This is a genomic window from Nonomuraea mangrovi (assembly GCF_042681425.1).
Lineage (GTDB): Bacteria > Actinomycetota > Actinomycetes > Streptosporangiales > Streptosporangiaceae > Nonomuraea > Nonomuraea mangrovi.
Genome location: NZ_JBHUFV010000016.1, coordinates 221,714 through 240,935, shown reverse-complemented (window position 1 = coordinate 240,935; position 19,222 = coordinate 221,714). Strand labels below are relative to the sequence as shown.

The 19,222-nt window shown below is 70.7% G+C and carries 17 protein-coding genes and 1 pseudogene; 9 read left to right on the top strand and 9 right to left on the bottom strand.

What is annotated here, in order from left to right:
- Positions 1-59 precede the first annotated feature (59 nt).
- Together ACFSKW_RS11255 and ACFSKW_RS11250 are read left to right on the top strand one after the other, a co-directional pair.
- Positions 60-653: a hypothetical protein gene (locus ACFSKW_RS11255; RefSeq protein WP_379571959.1), complete on the top strand. Its 594-nt coding sequence runs from the start codon at positions 60-62 to the stop codon at positions 651-653.
- Positions 654-777: 124 nt separating this feature from the next.
- On the top strand, positions 778-2,361 hold the full coding sequence (locus ACFSKW_RS11250) for an AMP-binding protein (protein WP_379571957.1): 1,584 nt from the start codon (positions 778-780) through the stop codon (positions 2,359-2,361).
- Between the two features lie 264 nt (positions 2,362-2,625).
- Here the strand turns inward: ACFSKW_RS11250 and ACFSKW_RS11245 are convergent, their stop codons facing one another.
- A complete protein-coding gene (locus ACFSKW_RS11245; RefSeq protein WP_379571955.1) occupies positions 2,626-2,811 on the bottom strand; it encodes a hypothetical protein in 186 nt (61 codons plus the stop codon).
- 296 nt (positions 2,812-3,107) lie between these two features.
- Between ACFSKW_RS11245 and ACFSKW_RS11240 the strand changes: the two genes are divergently transcribed.
- Entirely contained in the window at positions 3,108-4,379 is a 1,272-nt protein-coding gene (locus ACFSKW_RS11240) for a S1C family serine protease (RefSeq protein WP_379571953.1), read from the top strand.
- A gap of 91 nt (positions 4,380-4,470) precedes the next feature.
- On the opposite strand, the gene ACFSKW_RS11235 is transcribed toward ACFSKW_RS11240, so the two are convergent.
- From ACFSKW_RS11235 to ACFSKW_RS11215, 5 genes are all read right to left on the bottom strand, one after another.
- Entirely contained in the window at positions 4,471-5,211 is a 741-nt protein-coding gene (locus tag ACFSKW_RS11235) for an ABC transporter permease (protein WP_379571951.1), read from the bottom strand.
- Positions 5,204-6,085 (bottom strand): ABC transporter ATP-binding protein, encoded by an 882-nt coding sequence (locus ACFSKW_RS11230; RefSeq protein WP_379571949.1) that lies wholly within the window; start codon positions 6,083-6,085, stop codon positions 5,204-5,206. The genes ACFSKW_RS11235 and ACFSKW_RS11230 overlap by 8 nt, the downstream gene beginning before the upstream one ends.
- Positions 6,082-6,384, bottom strand: coding sequence for a transcriptional regulator (locus ACFSKW_RS11225; RefSeq protein WP_379571947.1), 303 nt, complete (start codon positions 6,382-6,384; stop codon positions 6,082-6,084). The genes ACFSKW_RS11230 and ACFSKW_RS11225 overlap by 4 nt, the downstream gene beginning before the upstream one ends.
- On the bottom strand, positions 6,381-6,992 hold the full coding sequence (locus ACFSKW_RS11220; protein ID WP_379571945.1) for a hypothetical protein: 612 nt from the start codon (positions 6,990-6,992) through the stop codon (positions 6,381-6,383). Before ACFSKW_RS11220 ends, ACFSKW_RS11225 begins: the two co-directional genes overlap by 4 nt.
- Before the next feature lie 148 nt (positions 6,993-7,140).
- Complete coding sequence (locus ACFSKW_RS11215; RefSeq protein WP_379571943.1) at positions 7,141-9,483, bottom strand: ExeM/NucH family extracellular endonuclease; 2,343 nt, start codon at positions 9,481-9,483, stop codon at positions 7,141-7,143.
- A 124-nt stretch (positions 9,484-9,607) separates the two neighbouring features.
- On the opposite strand from ACFSKW_RS11215, the gene ACFSKW_RS11210 reads away from it, so the two are divergent.
- A complete protein-coding gene (locus ACFSKW_RS11210; protein ID WP_379571941.1) occupies positions 9,608-10,993 on the top strand; it encodes a pentapeptide repeat-containing protein in 1,386 nt (461 codons plus the stop codon).
- Between the two features lie 59 nt (positions 10,994-11,052).
- Entirely contained in the window at positions 11,053-11,721 is a 669-nt protein-coding gene (locus ACFSKW_RS11205; RefSeq protein WP_379571939.1) for a permease prefix domain 1-containing protein, read from the top strand.
- On the opposite strand, the gene ACFSKW_RS11200 is transcribed toward ACFSKW_RS11205, so the two are convergent.
- Positions 11,696-12,040, bottom strand: coding sequence for a helix-turn-helix transcriptional regulator (locus ACFSKW_RS11200; protein ID WP_379571937.1), 345 nt, complete (start codon positions 12,038-12,040; stop codon positions 11,696-11,698). The genes ACFSKW_RS11205 and ACFSKW_RS11200 overlap by 26 nt on opposite strands.
- A gap of 89 nt (positions 12,041-12,129) precedes the next feature.
- On the opposite strand from ACFSKW_RS11200, the gene ACFSKW_RS11195 reads away from it, so the two are divergent.
- Complete coding sequence (locus ACFSKW_RS11195) at positions 12,130-13,302, top strand: cytochrome ubiquinol oxidase subunit I (protein WP_379571935.1); 1,173 nt, start codon at positions 12,130-12,132, stop codon at positions 13,300-13,302.
- A 37-nt stretch (positions 13,303-13,339) separates the two neighbouring features.
- Here ACFSKW_RS11195 and ACFSKW_RS11190 read toward each other — a convergent pair whose 3' ends face one another.
- Together ACFSKW_RS11190 and ACFSKW_RS11185 are read right to left on the bottom strand one after the other, a co-directional pair.
- Complete coding sequence (locus ACFSKW_RS11190) at positions 13,340-14,182, bottom strand: RNA-guided endonuclease InsQ/TnpB family protein (RefSeq protein WP_379571933.1); 843 nt, start codon at positions 14,180-14,182, stop codon at positions 13,340-13,342.
- A gap of 269 nt (positions 14,183-14,451) precedes the next feature.
- Positions 14,452-14,520: pseudogene (locus tag ACFSKW_RS11185) on the bottom strand (helix-turn-helix domain-containing protein); the annotation flags it as partial.
- A gap of 308 nt (positions 14,521-14,828) precedes the next feature.
- Here ACFSKW_RS11185 and ACFSKW_RS11180 point away from each other — a divergent pair.
- The 3 genes from ACFSKW_RS11180 to cydC are packed head-to-tail and all read left to right on the top strand — an operon-like array spanning position 14,829 to position 19,164.
- On the top strand, positions 14,829-15,557 hold the full coding sequence (locus ACFSKW_RS11180) for a cytochrome d ubiquinol oxidase subunit II (protein ID WP_379571932.1): 729 nt from the start codon (positions 14,829-14,831) through the stop codon (positions 15,555-15,557).
- A gap of 32 nt (positions 15,558-15,589) precedes the next feature.
- Positions 15,590-17,398 (top strand): thiol reductant ABC exporter subunit CydD, encoded by a 1,809-nt coding sequence (cydD, locus tag ACFSKW_RS11175; protein ID WP_379571930.1) that lies wholly within the window; start codon positions 15,590-15,592, stop codon positions 17,396-17,398.
- On the top strand, positions 17,395-19,164 hold the full coding sequence (gene cydC, locus ACFSKW_RS11170) for a thiol reductant ABC exporter subunit CydC (RefSeq protein ID WP_379571928.1): 1,770 nt from the start codon (positions 17,395-17,397) through the stop codon (positions 19,162-19,164). The genes cydD and cydC overlap by 4 nt, the downstream gene beginning before the upstream one ends.
- Positions 19,165-19,222 lie beyond the last annotated feature (58 nt).

The following is a 19,222-nucleotide window of genomic DNA, read 5'->3' as shown; positions in this document are numbered from 1 at the left end:
CAATCCGCCGGGACTACGAAGAGCGTGTCAGAAACCCTCTTCTCCCGAGGAGTCCCGTCATGCGATTCGTTTCGCGAATCCTGACCGGCGCCGTCATCGCCATTGCCGTGGCGGTCGGCGCCCCCGTCGCCGCGGGCGCGGCGACGACGGCCACGGCCACGGCCACGGCCACGGCCACCGGCACCGGCACCGGCTGGGGGGCCTACCACTCCAGCGACCACAGGGCCGAGGCCTCAGGGCACGTCTCCGTGACCAAGAAGTCCTACAAGGTCTGGCACTGGGAGACCTTCTACAAGAAGGTCCTGGTCTGCTGGAAGGACAAGCACGGGAACAAGCACTGCGTCTGGAAGAAGAAGCCCTTCAAGAAGAAGGTCTGGACCTGGAAGCACGACTACTTCTACTCGGTGGACAGCACCCTCACCAACCACAAGTGGTGGGGCAAGCAGAAGTACGTCTGCGCGTGGGAGACCTTCAAGGTCGTGAACTTCGACGGTTCGACCTACTTCAAGAGCTTCAAGAACTGCGGCAAGCACGACGCCGACTACTCGTTCGGCGGTAAGAACGCCAAGCACATCTACGTGGATGTGAGCCGTGGCGCACATGGTGGCCCGAGCGGCTTCCACTCCGGCTGGCAGGACGTTTACCACGCCTAATGGCGGTTCCCCCTCGAAGAGGCCGTGATCTCGAATACGGGATCACGGCCCCGCCGTTTTCCGAGGAATTCGCGAGATGGATGTGACGCCATTTCCCGGTGTCATTCCCGTGAGGCTGCGGTGGATGGCGGGACGGCGTGGACACTTCCTGCGCGACCCCGAACCGAATACTGTTCTGGTCATGTATCCGGGAGCCATCGCAGCAGTCACCCCCGACAAGCCCGCTGTGATCATGGCGGGCTCCGGGAACATCGTCACCTACCGCCAGCTCGAGGAGGAGTCGAACAGGCTCGCCCACCTCTTCCGCTCCGCCGGCCTCAATCCGGGCGACCACATCGCGTTCATGCTCGAGAACCATCCGCTCTTCCTGGTCATCGCCTGGGCGGCACACCGCTCAGGGCTGTACTACACCGCGATCAGCTCGCGCCTGCAGAGCGAGGAGCTGTCCTACATCGTCGACAACTGCGAGGCCAGGGTCTTCATCGCCTCGTCCGGGCTGGCCGAGGTGGCCGCCTCGATCGACGCGCCCGGCGTGGAGCTCAGGCTCATGGTCGACGGCGTCGCCGACGGCTTCCAGTCCTACGAGGAGGCCGTCGCGGGGCAGCCGCCGACGCCCATCGCCGACGAGTGCCTGGGCGCCGACATGCTCTACTCCTCCGGCACCACGGGCAGGCCCAAGGGCGTCAAGCCGACGCTCTCGCAGGCGCCGCTCGACACTCCCGGACCGCTGCTCCAGCTCATCCAGTTCCTGTTCGCGCCCGCGGCCGACAGCGTCTACCTGTCGCCCGCGCCGCTCTACCACGCCGCCCCGCTGCGCTACTGCCTGCAGTTCCAGCGGCTCGGGGCGACGGTCGTCGTGATGGAGCGTTTCGACCCCGCCGAGTACCTCGCGCTGGTCGAACGGCACGCGGTCACGCACACCCAGCTCGTGCCGACGATGTTCATCAAGATGCTCAAGCTGCCCGACGAGGTCAGAGCCAAGCACGACCTGTCGTCGCTCCAGTGCGCGATACACGCCGCCGCGCCGTGCCCGATCCCCGTCAAGGAGCAGATGCTCGACTGGTGGGGTCCCATCATCCACGAGTACTACGCGGGCACCGAGGGCAACGGCTTCCTGTACGCGGGCCCCTCGGACTGGCTCGCCCACAAGGGCACCGTCGGCCGCCCCCTGCTCGGCGTCGTGCACGTCTGCGACGAGGAGGGCCACGAACTGGCGCCCCGCGAGCACGGCACGGTCTACTTCTCCGACGGACCCCGCTTCGAGTACCACGGCGACCCGGACAAGACCCGCTCCGCGCACGACCCCCAGGGCAGGGGCTGGACCACGCTCGGCGACATCGGCTACGTCGACGAGGACGGCTTCCTCTACCTGACCGACCGCCGCTCCTACATGATCATCTCGGGCGGGGTGAACATCTACCCGCAGGAGTCCGAGAACGTGCTGTCCCTCCACCCCAAGGTCGCCGACGTGGCCGTGTTCGGCATCCCGGACGAGGAGATGGGCGAGCAGGTCAAGGCCGTCGTCCAGCCCGCCGACCTCGCCGAGGCGGGCCAGGCGCTGGAGGCGGAGCTGATCGAGTACTGCAGGGCGCGGCTGGCCCACTACAAATGCCCCAGGTCCGTCGACTTCCGCGACGAGCTGCCCCGCCACCCGACCGGCAAGCTCTACAAGCGGCTGCTGCGCGAGCAGTACCTCGACGTCCCCTAGGAACCTGACCGCACAAGGCCTGCCGCCTTCGTCGCCGCCCCGACCGCTCCGGCCCGTCCGCGCCGCCCCGTCCGCGCCGCCCCGTCCCCGATCGCGCCACAGAGGAGCCTGTCACCAGGCCCTTGAACCCGGCTCGGCAGACCACCCACACCCACGCCGAGGACCGGAAGGCCGACGAGGACGAGGGCGGGGATCCGATCTTCTCGTCAACCGGGCGGCGGGCCGTGGCCCGCTCGAGGCGAGGGGCGTGACAGGACCCTTCGGTCAGCCCCGTTCGATGATCCTCGCCAGGTCCCTCCGGAACGCCGATCCGTCGAGGCTGGGGTGGCCCGTCCTCTTGTCCGCCACGATCTGCTCGGCGTGGTCGAAGCAGAGGGCGTATCCCCGCATGATCGTGTAAGCCTCGGCGGAGCGCTTCTGTCCCAGGCAGACAAAGCAGTAAAGGGTCATGATTGTCACGGTAGCCAACGATCGGCAGCCGGAGGCGGGCCTCCCGCGAGCCCGCGGCGGGGAGTCGGGTGTGGACTCGGCAGGGGAGGAAGGCCGATGGTGCGCTGCACCCCGCTCGATGAATCTTTGATGAGAGATCGCGACCGCAGCCCATGCCTGACCTGGGGTGATAAAGCCCCCGTCAGGGGGTTCGGCACCCCAGGATCGGCGGCTTAACCAGCGTTTACAGCCCCGTTGACACCCTGGGAGTACGGCACGCCACAGTGGCGCGCCACAGCGGCCTTTTGGGGATGGACATGAACGCGAACGAGCCTCGTGAGCACGGCGAAGGCAATGTGGGTGGGAGCTGGACCCAGTTCGGTTCCAAGCCTCCCGTCGCCGGCGGATTCCAGCACGCCGTGCCGACGCCGTCGGACGATACGACGATCATGCAGGTGCCTGCCGTACCGAAGCAGCAGTCCAGGTTCACCACCGGCCAGAAGGCCATCGCGGGGCTCGCCCTCGCGGCGACGGCGCTGATCGGCGGCGTGGCGGGGGCCGCGACCGTGAGCGCCTTCGGTGGCGGGACGACGACCGTGGCCTCCTCGCCCAGCCCGACTTTCAAGCAGGCGTCGAACCCGCTGACCGTGGCCGACGTCGCCCAGAACGTGCAGCCGTCGGTCGTCATGATCCAGGGCCGTACGGGTGAGGGCTCGGGCGTCGTCCTGTCGGAGGACGGTCTGATTCTCACCAACAACCACGTGGTGGTCGGCGCGGGCCAGGGCGGCTCGATGACGGTGAAGTTCAGCGACGGCAAGACCGCCAAGGCGTCGGTCGTCGGCACCGACCCGACGACCGACCTGGCCGTCATCAGGGCGGAAGGCGTCTCGGGGCTGACCAAGGCCGCCCTCGGCGACAGCGACGCGCTCAGGGTGGGCGACGCCGTACTGGCGATCGGAAGCCCGCTCGGCCTGGACGGCTCGGTCACCGCGGGCATCGTCAGCGCGCTGGACCGCACGCTCACCGTCGGCAACGAGGACCAGAACCAGCAGCAGCTGCCGCCCGGGTGGGGCAACCTGCGCGAGCAGTCGCAGCCGTCGTCGACCACCACGATCGGCGGGGCCATCCAGACGGACGCCGCCATCAACCCCGGCAACAGCGGTGGCGCTCTCGTCAACGCGGCCGGTGAGGTGATCGGCATCAACACGGCCATCGCGACCGGCGGCGGTACCGGCAACATCGGCGTCGGCTTCGCCATCCCGATCAACACCGCCAAGCAGGTGTCCCAGCAGCTCATCGACAACGGCAAGGTGAGCCACGCCTACCTCGGCGTCAGCGTCACCGACGCCTCGGGTGACGTGCCGGGAGCTCTGGTACGGCAGGTGCAGGAGGGAAGCCCCGCGGCCAAGGCCGGGCTGAAGAACGGCGATCTGATCACGAAGATCGGCGAGACGGCGGTTGACGGGGGAGATACGGTAGTCGGACAGGTCAGAGGTTTCAAAGTCGGCCAGCAGGTCAAGATCACATATATGAGGGACGGCAAGACCCACGAGGTCACCGTGACCCTCGCGGAGAAGACTGGCGAGTAGAACCCCCCTCGTTGGACGGAGGTGCCGTCGAGATCGCTGCGGACTCGGCGGCACCTCCCCCCTTTCAGCCCCCTTCCGGCCGGGCGGGGGTTCAGCGGAACCTGCGGCCCTCGTCACGGCGGTAGGCCCACACCGCGGCGGCGGCGCCCGCGACGGTCCAGACCGCCAGCGTGACCAGCGGCAGCGGCTCAGGCCTGAAGTCCGTGGTGGCGGCCCACACCAGCTCCATGGCACCCCTGCTCGGCAGGTACGGCGCGACCGCCCCGATGAAGGCCGGCGGGTCCATCGGGTTGCCGAACATGCCGCCGCCGATGGCGATCGGGAAGAACAGCACCTGCGAGACCGCGATGGCCGCCTTGGCCGGGAGCGAGTAGCCGACGAGCAGGCCCAGCATCATGAACGGCAGCGCGCCCACGATCAGCGCGCCCAGGCCGAGCAGCAGTTGCAGGGGCGTGGCCGTCGCCTCGGTGAGGAACGCCGCGACCAGCACGACGGGCACGACCGCGATCAGCATGACGGCCAGCGAGGTCAGCATCCGCCCCGCGAAACGGGGGAAGGGGCCGGCGGGCAGCGTGCGCAGGTAGGGGTCCCAGGGCTTGCCGCGGTCGTCGGCCACGCCGATGCCGAGCCCCATCAGCCCGCTCGACATCACGGCGAACAGCGTCATCGACGCCGTGCCGACCGTGGCCGTCACGGGATCGTGTCCGGCGAACGGCACGACGAAGGCCAGCATCGAGATGGTGGGGAAGAAGACGCCGGCCACGATCGCGATCGGGACCCGCAGCTGCTCGAGGAACTGGTAGCGGGTGTGGGTCAGGATCAGGCTAGACACCTGCGGTCTCCTTCGAGGTGATGGCGAGGAAGGCGTCCTCGAGCGTGGCCGGGCTGATCTCGAGCCCCGAGAACGGCACGCCGCTGGCGACCAGGTCCAGTACCAGGCGGTCGGAGTCGGAGGTGAGCAGCTCGTGACGGTCGTCCACCCGCTCGGCGCTGACCACGCCGGGCAGGTCGGGCAGGTCGGCGGCCGACAGCGACACCCGGCGCACGCCCACCATGCCGCGCACGGCCTGCATCGTGTCGTCGGCCAGCACCCTGCCCTTGCCGATCACCACCACGCGCTCGGCCAGCGCCTCGACCTCCTCCAGGTAGTGGCTGGTGAGCACCACCGTGCCGCCTTCGGCGTGGAAGGCTCTGACCCCTTCCCACAGCGACCTTCGCGCCTCCACGTCGAGACCGGTGGTGGGCTCGTCGAGGAAGACGATGCGCGGCTTGCCGGCGAAGGCCAGCGCCACCGCGAGGCGGCGTTTCTGGCCGCCTGACAGGCCCCCGACCTGCCTGCGGGCGAGGTCGTCGAGGCCGAACCTGGCCAGCAGTTCCTGCCTGCCCGCCCTTTCGGGGAAGTGGGAGGCGACGAAGTCGACGATCTCGCCGACGCGCAGCGCCTCCGGCAGGCCAGTCTCCTGTGGCGTCACGCCCATGCCCTGCCGTACGCGGGGGTCGGAGGGGGCGCCGCCGAGCAGCTCGACCACGCCCTTGGTCGGCCTGCGCAGGCCGACGAAGAGGTTGACGAGCGTGGACTTGCCCGCGCCGTTCGGGCCGAGCAGGCCGACGAGCTGTCCTGAGGGGATCTCCATGGACACGTCGTCGAGGGCGGTCACCTCGCCGTAGCGTCGGGTGACCTCGACGGTCCTGGCCAAGACGGTCATGCTTCGCCTCCAAGAAGGGCGCGGATCGCGATGGTGTATTCCTCGAAGGCCAGCCGTCCGCGCCTGGTCAGCGCGACGTAGGTGACGGGGGTACGGCCCTTGTGGGTTTTGGTGATCTCGACGTAGCCCGCGTCCTCGAGCTTGGTCAGGTGCACCGACAGGTTGCCCGCCGTCATGGCGAGCAGATCCTTCAACCCGGGGAAGGCGATCTGGTCACCTTCGGCCAGGGCGTTGAGCGTGGCCACCACGCGCAGCCTGGCCTGCGCGTGGATGACGGGGTCGAGGTCGGGGAGCGTCACCGGCGCCGCCTGAGCACGATTCCCATGACGAAGAAGCCGCCGCCGACCAGCAGCGAGATCAGCAGGGCGTGCCAGCCGGGACCCAGGGTGGCGCCGGCGGTGTTGACGGCCGCGATCCAGACGCCGAGGAAGAACATCGGCCACTCGTGCCAGACGGCGCCGCCCGCCATGTAGAGGATGGAGACCACCAGCAACGACACCGAGGCGTAGAGCAGGCCGATCTGGTCGCGGGGGAACATCGGGGCGAAGTGGCTGAGGATCAGGCCCATCGACAGCATTCCGACGAACCAGGCGTAGCCGTACATCATCCCGCGTTCGGCGGTGCCGCCGCGGATCTTCACGGTGGAGCGGGCGGTCCAGAAGAGGAACGCGCCGGCCAGCAGTTGCGCGCCCATCAGGACGGCCAGCGCGAGCTGCCAGGTGATCGGGGCGATGGGGCGGCCGTCGAGACCGTAGGACAGGAAGAAGGTGCCGAAGCCGACGAGCCACGCCAGGCCCCAGGGGGCGTAGAGGAACAGGGGGTCGGGCTGAAGCCTGCGCGCGGCGGCGGCGCCCTGCTCCTCGATGAGCCGCATCATCTCGGCGGGGCTCAGGTCTTCGTCGTCCACAACAGTCCAAACTGGTCGATTCCATCAACTGGTTTGAATCATAAACCTGATTGCGTGGCAAACGGAAGTGGGGGAGTGGAACACCCGCAGACACAAGAGCGGCCCCTCCCCGCGCTGGGGGAGGGGCCGCTCTCGCCTGCCTACCGGGTCAGCCCTTGCCTCCGGGGAGGGACAGGCCGATGACCAACGGGTCGTGGTCGGAGGAGCGGAACGCGTCGGGCTGGTAGAGGCCCGGCGGGTTGAACTCGGTGTTGTAGTCGAGGATGCGCGGCTCGTCCGAGTTGACGTGCCAGATGGTCGCACCCGTCACCCGCTTGAGCAGCTGCTTGCCGACCAGCGCGTGGTCGAGCTCGCCTGCCAGCCCGCCGAACAGGTAGCTGTAGCGGAACGGCGCGGGCACGAACCGCTTGGTCACGCTCGTCAGCCCTCCGGTCTGCAGCGTGTCGATCGGGTCCTCCTCGCCGTAGGCGTTGAGGTCGCCGAGCACCAGCGGGTTGGGCAGGTCGAGGGAGGAGATCACCCCGAGCACGGCCCCGGCCTGCTTGACCCGCAGCGGGTTCCAGCAGCTCTGCCCGTCGCCCTGGTCGGCGTCGGGACCGCTGGGCGGGCACGAGCCCTTCGACTTGAAGTGGTTGACGATCATCGTGAACGGCTGGCCGCCGCCCGCCCGCCTGAAGGTCTGGATCAGCGGCGGCCTGCTGAAGACCGGGTCCTCGGACGACAGCGCCGCCCCGACCGGCGCCACGCGGGCGGGCTTGTAGATCATCGCCACGTGGATCAGGTCCGTCCCGGGGAACGGGTGGGTGAGCGCCGCGTAGGTGCCCGCGCCGACCTTGGCGTTCAGCGCGTCGACCAGGGCCTGCAGAGCGGTCTGGCCGTTGTTCTCGACCTCCATGAGCCCCACCACGTCCGCGTCGAGGCCGTGCAGGGTCGCCACCAGCTTGTCGAGCTGGCGCCGCTGCTCCTCGGCGGTCGTCGCGCCGCGCGAGCCCAGCGTGGTGAACCAGTTCAGCGTGTTCAGGCTGGCCACCTTGACGTTGCCGCCGACGGGCAGCGGCCTGGGCAGGCGCGGGTTGGTCCGCAGGAAGCTGATCGGCTTGGTGGGCTGGAGCCGGTAGGAGCCGAACCCGTAGCCGAGCACGCCGGTCACGCCGAAGGCCGTGTCACCCGTGCGCACCACGCGCGGGCTGGTGTAGGGGATCGTGGCGGGGTTCTCCCTGGTGGAGCCGTCGTCGATGAGCAGCGTACGGCGGGCGTCGAGCGCCGCGTCCACGCCTGGCCTGTCGGTCGGCTGGTAGAGGCGTCCCTCGGAGGAGACGGTGACCTCGCCGAAGCGTCCGAGGTTGAAGTGCTCGGAGACGGTCAGCGGCTCGTCGAACGTGACGAGCATGTTCTCGACGGGCTCGAAGGTCGTGCCGTCGGCGCGTGGCAGCCGGTACTGCTGTGAGGGGATCGTCCCCGTTCCGCACACGTCGATCGCGGTGACGGGCGACAGCTCGGTCCACCCGTTGAACTCGGTGACCTTGCCGGTGACGAGCACCCTGTCGCCGACCTTGACGTCCTTGACGGTGTCGCGGGCGAACGCGAACAGGCCCTCGGAGGTCTTCGGGTCGGCGTCGGGCGTGGCGTCCTGCAGGAAGAAGCCGCTCAGCTCGGTGCTCTTCTGGAAGTCGCCGGTCACGACGCCCTCCACCCGTACGGTCTGCCCGGCCAGGGGACTGGCCTCGCCCGCGCCCTGGACGCCGGCGATCTGGTGCGTCGCGGCCGTGTCGCAGGGCTCGCCCGTGGGGGTGGGCGATGGTGTGGGGGTCGGCGTGGGCGTCGGCTCCTGGCCGCCGTCACAGGGGGCGGCGGGCGACGCGGTGTTGCGCGGGGCGGGCGAGCCGGACTCCAGGTCAGCGGCGTTGTCGTCGGTGTCGGCGCAGCCGTGCGTCTTGCGCAGCGCGGCCGTGGTGTTCGACAGGCCCGGCGCGGCGGCCGTGCCCTCGAAGAAGGTCGCGTTGCCGAAGCCGACGAGGTCGGCGATCTGGGCGGTCTGCTGGGCCGTGCACGAGGTGGGGGTGCCGTTGCAGGCCAGGCCCGTGGCCGAGCGGACCAGGGCGAGCTTGCCCGCGCCGGCGCTGACCGCGATGGTGGCGGTGGCGTCGGGGGTGGGCAGCGCCGGGCCGGGGTTGCTGCCGGGAGCGAGCTGCACGAGGTAGTACTGTCCCGGCGCCAGCGTGCCCGACAGCGGGGCGACGTTGGCGGCGAAGTGGCCCGAGCCGGTCGCACTGGCGTACTGCACCGACCAGCCGTCGACGGCCACGGGCGCGGAGCTCCTGTTGAACAGCTCCACGAAGTCGTTGGCCAGCGGCGCTCCAGAGTTGCCTCCGCCGCCGTAGACCTGGCTGATGACGACGGGGCCCGGCGCCGCGGAGGCCGGGGCGATCGTGAGGGTCGCCACGCCCGCGGCGGCGAGGCCGAGGGCGACAAAGGCGGATAAGGCTCGCATGACCCGCACTTTAGAGGGAGATAGTCGAACATACCGCCACCAAACGATGAAATCATCGACCCTTGACAGACGGCGTCTGGCGTCATGTCGTCTCATGACCTAGCAACGCGGGTATGCACACGTCATGGACTGGGTCACGTGTTCACACTCCCCGTCGTGCACGGGAGTCGCGCGCCAGCCGTACGGCAGCTGCCTGTCCCACCTTTCTCCCGAGCAGCTGGCCGACGCACTCGCAGCCGTCCGCCCAGGACGGCTGCTCGACCTCCGCGGCACCACGATCGACGGCGAGCTGCTGGCCAGGGTGCTGGCCGCGGCGGAAGGCAGGCCCGGCAGGGCCCGCATGGACCTGGCGCGCTTCACCGGCGAGGCGCGCTTCACCGAGGTGAGCTTCCAGGGCGACGTGTCGCTGGACGGCTCCAGGTTCGACAGGCTCGCCTCCTTCTTCGGCGCCAGTTTCGCGGGCAACGTGTCGTTCAACGGCGCGCGGTTCGCCCGCCAGCTGTCCTTCCACGGGGCGCGGGTGCGCGGGCATGCCGGATTCGACAGGGCGGTGGTGGCCAGCGACGCCCTGTTCGGCCAGGCGGTCTTCGCGCGCGGGCTGTCGGCGGAGCGTGCCAGGTTCGACGGGTTCGCCACGTTCGACGGGGCCGAGTTCGGCGAGCTGGCCACCTTCAGGGGCGCGAGGTTCGGCCGCACGCTGTCGTTCAAGAAGGTGCGGGGGCGGGCGGGCTTCGAGTCGGCTCACTTCGCCTCCGGGGCCTACCTGTCGGCGACCAGGCATCTGGCCGTGACCGGAGCGCGCGTGGACGGCGCGCTCGACCTGGCCGTCGAGGACTGCTCGGTCGACCTGCGCAAGGTCGAGGTCAGGGGCACCACCGCGGTCAGGCTGTCGCGCGCCCACGCCGACATGGAGGCGGCCGTCCTGCGGGGGCCCGCGACGGTGAGCGGGCGGGGCTTCTGCACGATCAGCTCGCTGCGCGAGGCGGTCGCGCCGGACCTGTCGCTGTACAAGCTGGACCTGTCGGCCTGCCGCTTCGCCGGGCTCGCGTATCCCTCGGGGCTGCGGCTGACGGGATGCACCTTCGCCTTCACTCCTCGCGGGGTGCGCTTCAGCCTGCGCTGGCCGCCGCTGCGGTGGTTCTCCAGGCGCAGGGCGCTGGCCGACGAGCACGGCTGGCGTGGCTGGTCCAAGGGCCCCGACGACCCCTCCTCGCCGGACGGCCTGGCCGTGCTCTACGACGCACTGCGCCACTCGCCCGACGACGACGGGACCGCCGCCGACTTCGCCTTCGGCGCGATGGAGATGCGCCGCGCCGCGGGCCGCCGCTGGTGGCTGTCGCTGTACTGGCTGCTGTGCGGGTACGGCCTGCGCACCGGCAGGGCGGTGGCGTGGGGCGTGTTACTGGTGGCGGTCACCGCGGGCGCGGTGCTGTGGACCAGCACCTCCCACGCGGCCAGGCGGGCCTCGACGCCGCGTCCCGCCGTGCCAGGACCCGCCGCGCACCATTGACCGCGAATCAGGGGTTTCCCCGATGCTGCCCCTGGGCGGCCCTTCGTACACTGGAGACCATGCTCATCGACGACTACGTGGCAGGGCTCCACCGGGCGCTCGACGGCCCCAGCGGAGCCAAGCGCGATCTGGTCGTCGAGGCTCGCGACAGCCTGGCCGACACCGCCGAGGCCTACGAGGCGGGCGGGCTGGCCCGGCTGGAGGCCGAGCGGCTGGCGGTCGAGGAGTTCGGCGAGCTGGCCGAGATCGCGCCCGGCTACCAGCGTGAGCTGACCACCACGGCCGGGCGCAGGCTCGCCGCGCTGCTGTTCGTGAGCGTGCCGATGACCACGCTGCTGTGGAGCGTGGTCTGGGCGTTCTTTCCCATGGACGCCGCCGACTGGTCGCTGCGGCCCACGTGGTTCGTTCCCGTGGCCCGCCTGCTCGACGGCTTCCACCTGACCACCGGGGTGCTCGGCGGGCTGACGCTCCTGGCGCTGACCTGGGGCGCCCGCTGGGTGCGCAGACCCGAGCGGCTGACCAGGGTGCTCGCGCTGTGGGTGTGGGCGATGCTGCCGGTCACGCTGCTGCTCAGCGCCGCCCTCCAGTACGGCTCCCACGGCCCCACCGGGTTCACCGCCTTCGTGCCCGGCATGGTCCTGTCGCTGACCACGCCGCTGCTGAACGGCCTGCAGCTCTACGGCGCGGCCCGCTGCCTGCGCATCACCCGGCGACTTCGGCCCGCCTGAGCCCCGGCTCGAGCACGCTGCCGATCACCCCGGTGAACTCCCGCCAGGCCGACCGCTCGCCCGCGAGTTGCTTGGCCCCCGAGGCGGTCAGCCGGTAGGTGCGCCGCTTGCGCCCGCCGACGGTCGCCCACTCGCTGGCCAGATAGCCGACGCGCTCCAGCCTGCGCAGCGCGGGATAGACGGTGCCGGTCGGGACGGCCAGCGCGCCGCCGCTGCGTTCCGTCAGCGCCTCGATGATGGCGTAGCCGTGCAGTGGCTCGTGCTCCAGCACGGAGAGCAGCAGGGCGTCCATGTGCCCGCGAAGCGCGTCGGGATTCACATCACCCATCCTAGGTCCGCGGTCGTCATGTAGACAGTCTACATGTAGGCTCTCTATATGTAGACAGACACAACGACGGAGTTGATGGGATGGACGTCCTCGACCTGGCCCGGCTGCAGTTCGCGCTGACCGGCAGCCTGCACTTCCTCTTCGTGGTGCTCACGCTGGGCCTGGCCCCCCTCGTGGCGATCATGCACACCCGCTGGGTGCGCTCGGGCAATCCACTGCACGAGCACCTGACCCGCTTCTGGGGCCAGATCTACGTGATCAACTACGCCCTCGGCATCGTCACAGGCCTGGTGATGGAGTTCCAGTTCGGACTGAGCTGGAGCGGCCTGTCGCACTACGCGGGCGACGTCTTCGGCGCGCCGCTGGCCATGGAGACGCTGATCGCGTTCTTCCTCGAGTCGACGTTCCTCGGCCTGTGGATCTTCGGCTGGCACCGGCTGCGCAAGGGCCTGCACCTGGCCTGCATCTGGATCGTCACCCTCACCGCCTACGGCAGCGCCTTCTACATCATGGTCGCCAACTCCTTCCTGCAGAACCCGGTCGGCTCCGTGGTCGACGGCGACCGTCTGCGGCTGACCGACTTCGGCGCGCTGATGACGAACAAAGCGCTGGTCCTGTCCTTCCCGCACGTCCTCGGGGCGGGGCTGGCGGCGGGCGGCTTCGTGGTGATGGGCGCGAGCGCCTACCAGTTGCTCCGCCGTACCGCCTATGCCGAGTTCTTCACCAAGTCGCTGCGCACCGGGGTCGTGGTCTCGGCCGTCGGCGTCCTGCTGGCCGTCGCCACCGGCTACGCGCAGTTCGGCGTGGTCCAGGAGGGCAAGTTCAACGGCAACACGGGAGCGGCCACCGGGCTCGGCTTCATGGTCCTGATCGGCGAGCTGCTGCAGCTCGTCGTCCTGCTCATGCTGCTGCCCGTCATCTACTGGCTGCCCCGCTGGCGATGGACGCACCCCATCCTGATGATCATGACGCCGCTGCCCTTCCTCGCCGCCGTCTTCGGCTGGATGGCCCGAGAGATCGGCCGCCAGCCCTGGATGATCTGGGAGCGGCTCACCGTCGCCGACGCCATGTCGCCAGGGCTGACCTCGGGCATGGTCACCGCGTCGCTGATCGGCTTCACCGCGGTGCTCGGCCTGCTCGCCGTCGTCGACTACGTCCTCATCGCCCGGGTCGTACGGCGCGGCCCCGGCGATCTCGCCCTCGGCGCCTGGCCCCTCGCCACCACCCCCGCGCCCGTCCGCATGGAGGTCTGACGTGACTCCTCCGCTCCCTGAAGGGAGCGGCTTCTCGCTAAGCCGCTTCCGCCCGGCGAAGGGCAAGCCCTGCCCTGAGAATGTTCGTGGCCGCGTTCACGTCGGCGTGCGCGGCATGCCCGCACGCCGTACAGGCGAACTCAGCCTGTGTGGGGCGGTTTTCTCGCGCGCAGTGCCCGCAACGGGCGCACGTGCGGGAGGTGTTGGCGGGATTCACTGCGATCAGCTCTCGACCGGCGCTTTCAGCCTTGTGCGCGAGGACCGCAAGGAACACCCCCCAACCCGCGTCGAGAATGCTCCGGTTGAGGCCGGACTTGGCGGCGACCATCCGGCCGGGCTGTTCGAGAGTGCCGGCAGCGGAGTGGGTCATGTTGGTGATCGGCAGGTCTTCGTAGACGATCACGTCGTAGTCGAGGACCAGCGCGTTCGCGGCCTTGTGCGCACCGTCCAGGCGCTGACGGCGGACCTTGGCGTGCAGGGCGGCGAGCTGGGAGACCACCTTACGGCGGCGGTTGGATCTGGGCTTCTTCCGGGCCAGGTCCCGCTGGGCGGCGGCGAGCAGGTCGGCGGAGGCTGCCAAGTGACGGGGGTTGGCCAGGTGGTCACCATCGCTGGTCGTGACGAGCGAGGCCACGCCCATGTCGATCCCGGCCACCGCGCCGGTCGTCGGGAGCGGCTGCGCGGGCACACCGTCGCACGACAGGATCACGTACCAGCGGGAGCCTTCCCGCTTCACGCTGATCGTTTTCACGGTGCCCCGGACCGGGCGGTGCTGGTGTACGCGTATGTGCCCGATGCCCTGCAACCGCACGTAGGTGGTGGTGGGGTGCTCGGGCTGGGAGTCCCAGCGGCAGCCGTCGCCGTCTTTGGGCCACTCCACCGTGTCGAACCAGCCGCGCCCCTTGAAACGCGGGAAGCCCGCGCACGGCCCTCGCGGACCCGCTTGAAGAACGACGCGTACGCCTTGTCCAGGCGGCGCGGGGTGGCCTGCTGGGAGGAGAACGACCAGCGCGCCTGCCCGTCCGGGTCGTCGGCGCGGATGTGCTTCAACTCGGCCGACTGCTCGCCGTACCGGACGGTCACACCCGCCTTGCGGAAGGCCGTTCGCCGGTGCTCCAGCGCGGCGTTGTACAGCTGGCGGTGGTCTTCCAGGCACTGGGCCAGCGCGGCGGCCTGCTTGACGGTGGGGCGCAGCAGGAACTTGAACGACCTACGCACGGCGACCTGCCCCGGGCCGCTCAGCCTGCGCCTGGACGTGGCGCTGCACCGTCACCCGCCCGCCGAGGACCGGGCGGCGGTACTTCGGGCACCACACGACGTGGTACCCGAGGTCGTACGCCGCACCGGGAGAGGTGCGCAGCTGACGAGTCACCCGATCATTGCAACACCGTCATGCATCTAACAACTCAGAGAATGGAGATTCTGATGCGCGGACCTGGCAGGTCAGAGCACGCTCGGGCCTTGGCGGCCCTCCCTCTCCCGATTCCCCCGTCGTCCAAAGGCGACGGTCCCCTCGGGAGTATCTGATGGAAGTCGTCTGGCTCGTCGTCTTCGCCGCCCTGCTGGCGGGCTACTTCGCCCTGGAGGGCTTCGACCTGGGGGTGGGGCTGCTGCTGGCCGGACGCCCCCAGGAGCGCAGGGACCGCATGGTCGCCGCCATGGCGCCGTTCGTGCTGGCCAACGAGGTGTGGCTGGTGGCGGTCGCGGGCGTGCTGTTCGGCGCGTTCCCGCTGCTGGAAGGGGAGGTGATCTTCGCGCTCTACCCGTTCGTCGTGGCGATGCTGCTGGGCTGGGTCGTGCGCGACGCGGGCCTGTGGTTCCGCCGCAGGATCGAGGGTCCGGCATGGCGCGGCTTCTGGGACCTGATGATCTCGCTGGGCTCGCTCGTGCTCGCCTTCGGGTGGGGCATGGCCATCGCCTCCATGGCGGGGCTGCCGTGGCCGGCGGGGATCGCCGCCGGCGCCCTCACCACCGCGCTGTTCGCCTTCCACGGAAGGACCTTCCTGGCCTGGCGGCAGGCCAGGGGCACCGGCCGCGGTCTGGCGCTGTCCGCCCTGGCCGCCGCCGCGCCCGTCATCGTGCTGCTGGCGGCCGCCGCCCCGCACCTGCTGGACAACGCCGCGCCCGCAGGGACGCTGAATGTGCTCAGTCTCATGGTCGTGCCGTTCGCGCCCGTCATGGTAGGCGCGCAAGTATGGGTGTGGCGCACCTTCCGGCCAGTCAAGGGCGCCGACCGCATCCCGTCGTTCTTCTAGAGGACTCGTTGCACAAGGACCTTCTGCGGCTCATGCGAGCCGAGCGCGCGGTGCGCACGCACCTGACCGTCACCATGGCCGCCGCCGTGACCGCGGGTCTTCTCGTGCTGGTCCAGGCCGAACTGCTCGCCGGGGTGCTGTCGGGCAGGTTCACCACCGCGGCCCTGTCGGCGCTGGCGGCGGTGGTAGGGCTGCGCGGCCTGCTCGGCTGGGCGCAGGGCATCTTCGCGGCGCGGACCTCCACGGGAGTGAAGTCCGCGCTGCGCCACCGGCTGCTGGCCAGGCTGCAGGAACTCGGGCCCGCCCGCCTGACGGGACACCGCTCGGGCGAGCTCGTCACGCTCACCGGCCGCGGGCTCGACGCGCTCGACCCCTACCTGACCGGGTACCTGCCCGCGATGGCGGTGGCGGGCGTGGTGCCCGTCGCCGTTCTCATCAGGCTCTTCGCCGCCGATCTCACCAGCGCGCTCATCGTGCTGGTCACGCTGCCGCTCATCCCGATCTTCGGAGCGCTCGTCGGCATGCACACCAAGGCGGTGACCGAACGGCAGTGGCGGGCGCTGTCCAGGCTGGGCGGGCACTTCCTCGACGTCGTGCGCGGCCTGCCCACCCTGCGCGCCTTCGGCAGGGCCCGCTACCAGGCGACCGTCATCCGGCAGGTGGCCGACGCGCACAGATCCGCGACGATGCGGACCCTGAGGGTCGCCTTCCTGTCCTCGCTGGTGCTCGAACTGTGCGCGTCGCTCTCGCTGGCGCTGGTCGCGGTGCCGATCGGGCTGCGCCTGCTCGGCGGGTCGCTCGACCTGACGACGGCGCTGCTGGTGCTGCTGCTGGCACCCGAGGCGTACCTGCCGTTGCGGATGATGGGGACCCGTTTCCACGCCTCCATGGAGGGCGTCGCGGCCGCCGACGCCGCCTTCGCCGTCCTGGACGACACCGCCGATCCTTCGCAGGAGACCCAGGAGCGGGCCGGCGCCCGATCACCTCGGCCAGGGCCGGCCTCCGAGAGCGCCCCTCACCCTGTGCCGGCCTCCGAGAGCCACCCTCGCCCGGAGAGGACCTCCGAGAACCCGCCCGAGATCCGCCTGGAGAACGTCACCGTGCGCTATCCCGGCCGCGACGACCCCGCGCTCCAGGACGTCAGCCTCGTCATCACCCCTGGCGAGCGCGTGGCGCTGGTCGGCGAGAGCGGCGGAGGCAAGAGCACGCTGCTCCACCTGCTGCTCGGCTTCGTCCAGCCCACCGAGGGTCGCGTTCTCGTCGACGGCGCCGACCTCGGTGACCTCGACCAGGCCGCGTGGCGCGACACACTGGCGTTCGTGCCCCAGCGCCCGCACCTGTTCGCCACCTCCGTCGCCGACAACATCCGCCTCGGCGCCCCCTCGGCCTCCCTCGACCGCGTACGGCAGGCCGCCAGGGCCGCGCACGCCGACGAGTTCGTGAGCGCCATGCCCGGCGGCTACGACACGCTCGTCGGCGAGCGCGGCGCGAACCTGTCGGCGGGCCAGCGGCAGCGGCTGGCCCTCGCCCGCGCGTTCTGCAGGCCGGACACCGCCGTGCTGCTGCTCGACGAACCCACCGCGAGGCTCGACGGGCGCAGCGAGGCCGCGGTGGTCGCCGCCACGGCCGAGCTGAGCGACCGCCGCACCGCGGTGATCGTCGCCCACCGGCCAGCGATGATCGACCTGGCCGATCGGGTGATCCGCATCCACGAGGGCCGCGTGGTCTCCGACACCGCCGCCTCCTCCTCCGGCCGTCCTCCAGGGCCGGGCGGAGGACGATCATGCGACGGGGACACGGGGAAGGCGCGGACGGCGGCGCAGGCGGGAGACGAGCGATGACCACCACGCGGCAACCGGGGACGCCGGCCACCACGCGCAGGCGGATGAGCGCCCGCGTGGTGTGGGCCGTGCTGGCGGGCGCGGCGGCCGAGCTGGCGGGCGTGGGGCTCACCGCGTCGGCGGCCTGGCTCATCACCACAGCCGCCCAGCAACCGCCGCTGGCCGCGCTGAGCGTGGCGATCGTGGCGGTGCGGGCGTTCGCGACCAGCAAGGGCGTCTTCCGCTACGCCGAACGCCTCACGGGGCACGACGTCGCCCTTCGCGCCCAGGCCGCCACCCGCGAACGCCTCTACGAGTCGCTCATCCCGCCCAAGCAGCCCAGGCACGGCGGCGCCGACCTGCTCAGCAGGATGGTCGACGACACCGACGCCGTGCAGGACCTGCTCGTGCGCTGCCTGCTGCCCGCGACGGCCGCTCTCATCACCGGCGTGACCGCCGTCGTCGTCGCGTTCGCCGTCCATCCCGGCACCGCGCCGGTGCTCCTGGCGGGGCTCGTGGTGGCGGGCGTGCTCCTTCCCGCGGGTACGGCCGCCGCCGCCCGCCGCTGGTCGGCGCGCATCGCCCCGGCCAGGGCGGCGCTCGCCGAACGGGTGGCAGACCTGGTGCACGGCTCGGCCGACCTGGCCGCCTACGGCGCGGGAGGCAGGGCGCTGACCGACGCGCTCGACGCCGACGCCGCCCTGTCCTCCCTCGAACGCCGCCAGGCCCGCGTCCACGCGGCGGCGCTGGCGATCGGCGTGCTGGTGCAGGGGCTGACGGTGGTCGCGATCGTGTGGCTGGCGCAGAGCACGGGCGCGGGCAGCGTCGCGACTGCCGTCCTGGCGTTGACGGCGCTGGTCTCCTTCGAGCCCGTGCTCCCGCTGGCCGCCGCGGGGGAGCGGTACGCGGGGATCGCCGCCGCGCTGCGCCGGTTGAAGGAGATCGGGTCGGTTCCGCCGGCCGTGACCGAACCCGCCGCGCCCGCCGCGTTGCCGGACGGGCCGCTGACCGTCGAGATCGACGACCTGGTGGTACGGCACGCCAGGCCCGCCGCCCCGAACCCGGCGTCGGCGGAAGGTCAGGGGACGGACGCGCGAGGCACGCCGGCCGCGGCGGTCGACGGGGTGAGCCTGACGCTGACGCCGGGCAAGCGGGTCGCGCTCGTGGGACCCAGCGGCGCGGGCAAGAGCACCCTGCTGGCCGCGTTGATGCGCCTGGTCGAGCCCGAGTCGGGGGCGATCAGGGTCAACGGCGTCGACATCGCCGACCTCGACTCCGACGACGTCCGGACGCTGATGACCGGCCTCACCCAGGACCCCTACATCTTCCAGACCACCCTGCGCGACAACCTTCGCCTGGCCGGCCCCGCCTCCACGCCCGACGAGCGGGAGCAGGCCGTGCGCAGGGCCAGGCTGGACCGCTGGGTGGCGCGCACCGGCTGGGACGCCGAGCTCGGCGAGGACGGCAGGACGGTCTCCGGTGGCCAGCTGCAGCGCCTGGCCCTGGCCAGGGCCCTGCTGTACGACCCGCCCGTGCTGCTGCTCGACGAGCCCGCCGAGGCGCTCGACGAGGCGACCGCCGACGAGCTGATGACCGACCTGCTCGACGTGACGCACGGCCGTACGACGCTGCTCGTCACCCACCGGCTCAAGGGACTGGAGCACGTGGACGAGATCGTGGTGCTGGAGCAGGGGCGGGTCGTCCAGCGCGGGCACCACGACGACCTGGTCAGCGAGCCTGGCTACTACCGGGATCTGTGGCAGTCGGAGGCCCTGGTCTCGGGATGATCTCAACTATGTGCTGAAATCAAGGCACTTCTTGCATGTGTGAGATTTGTCCCGCGAA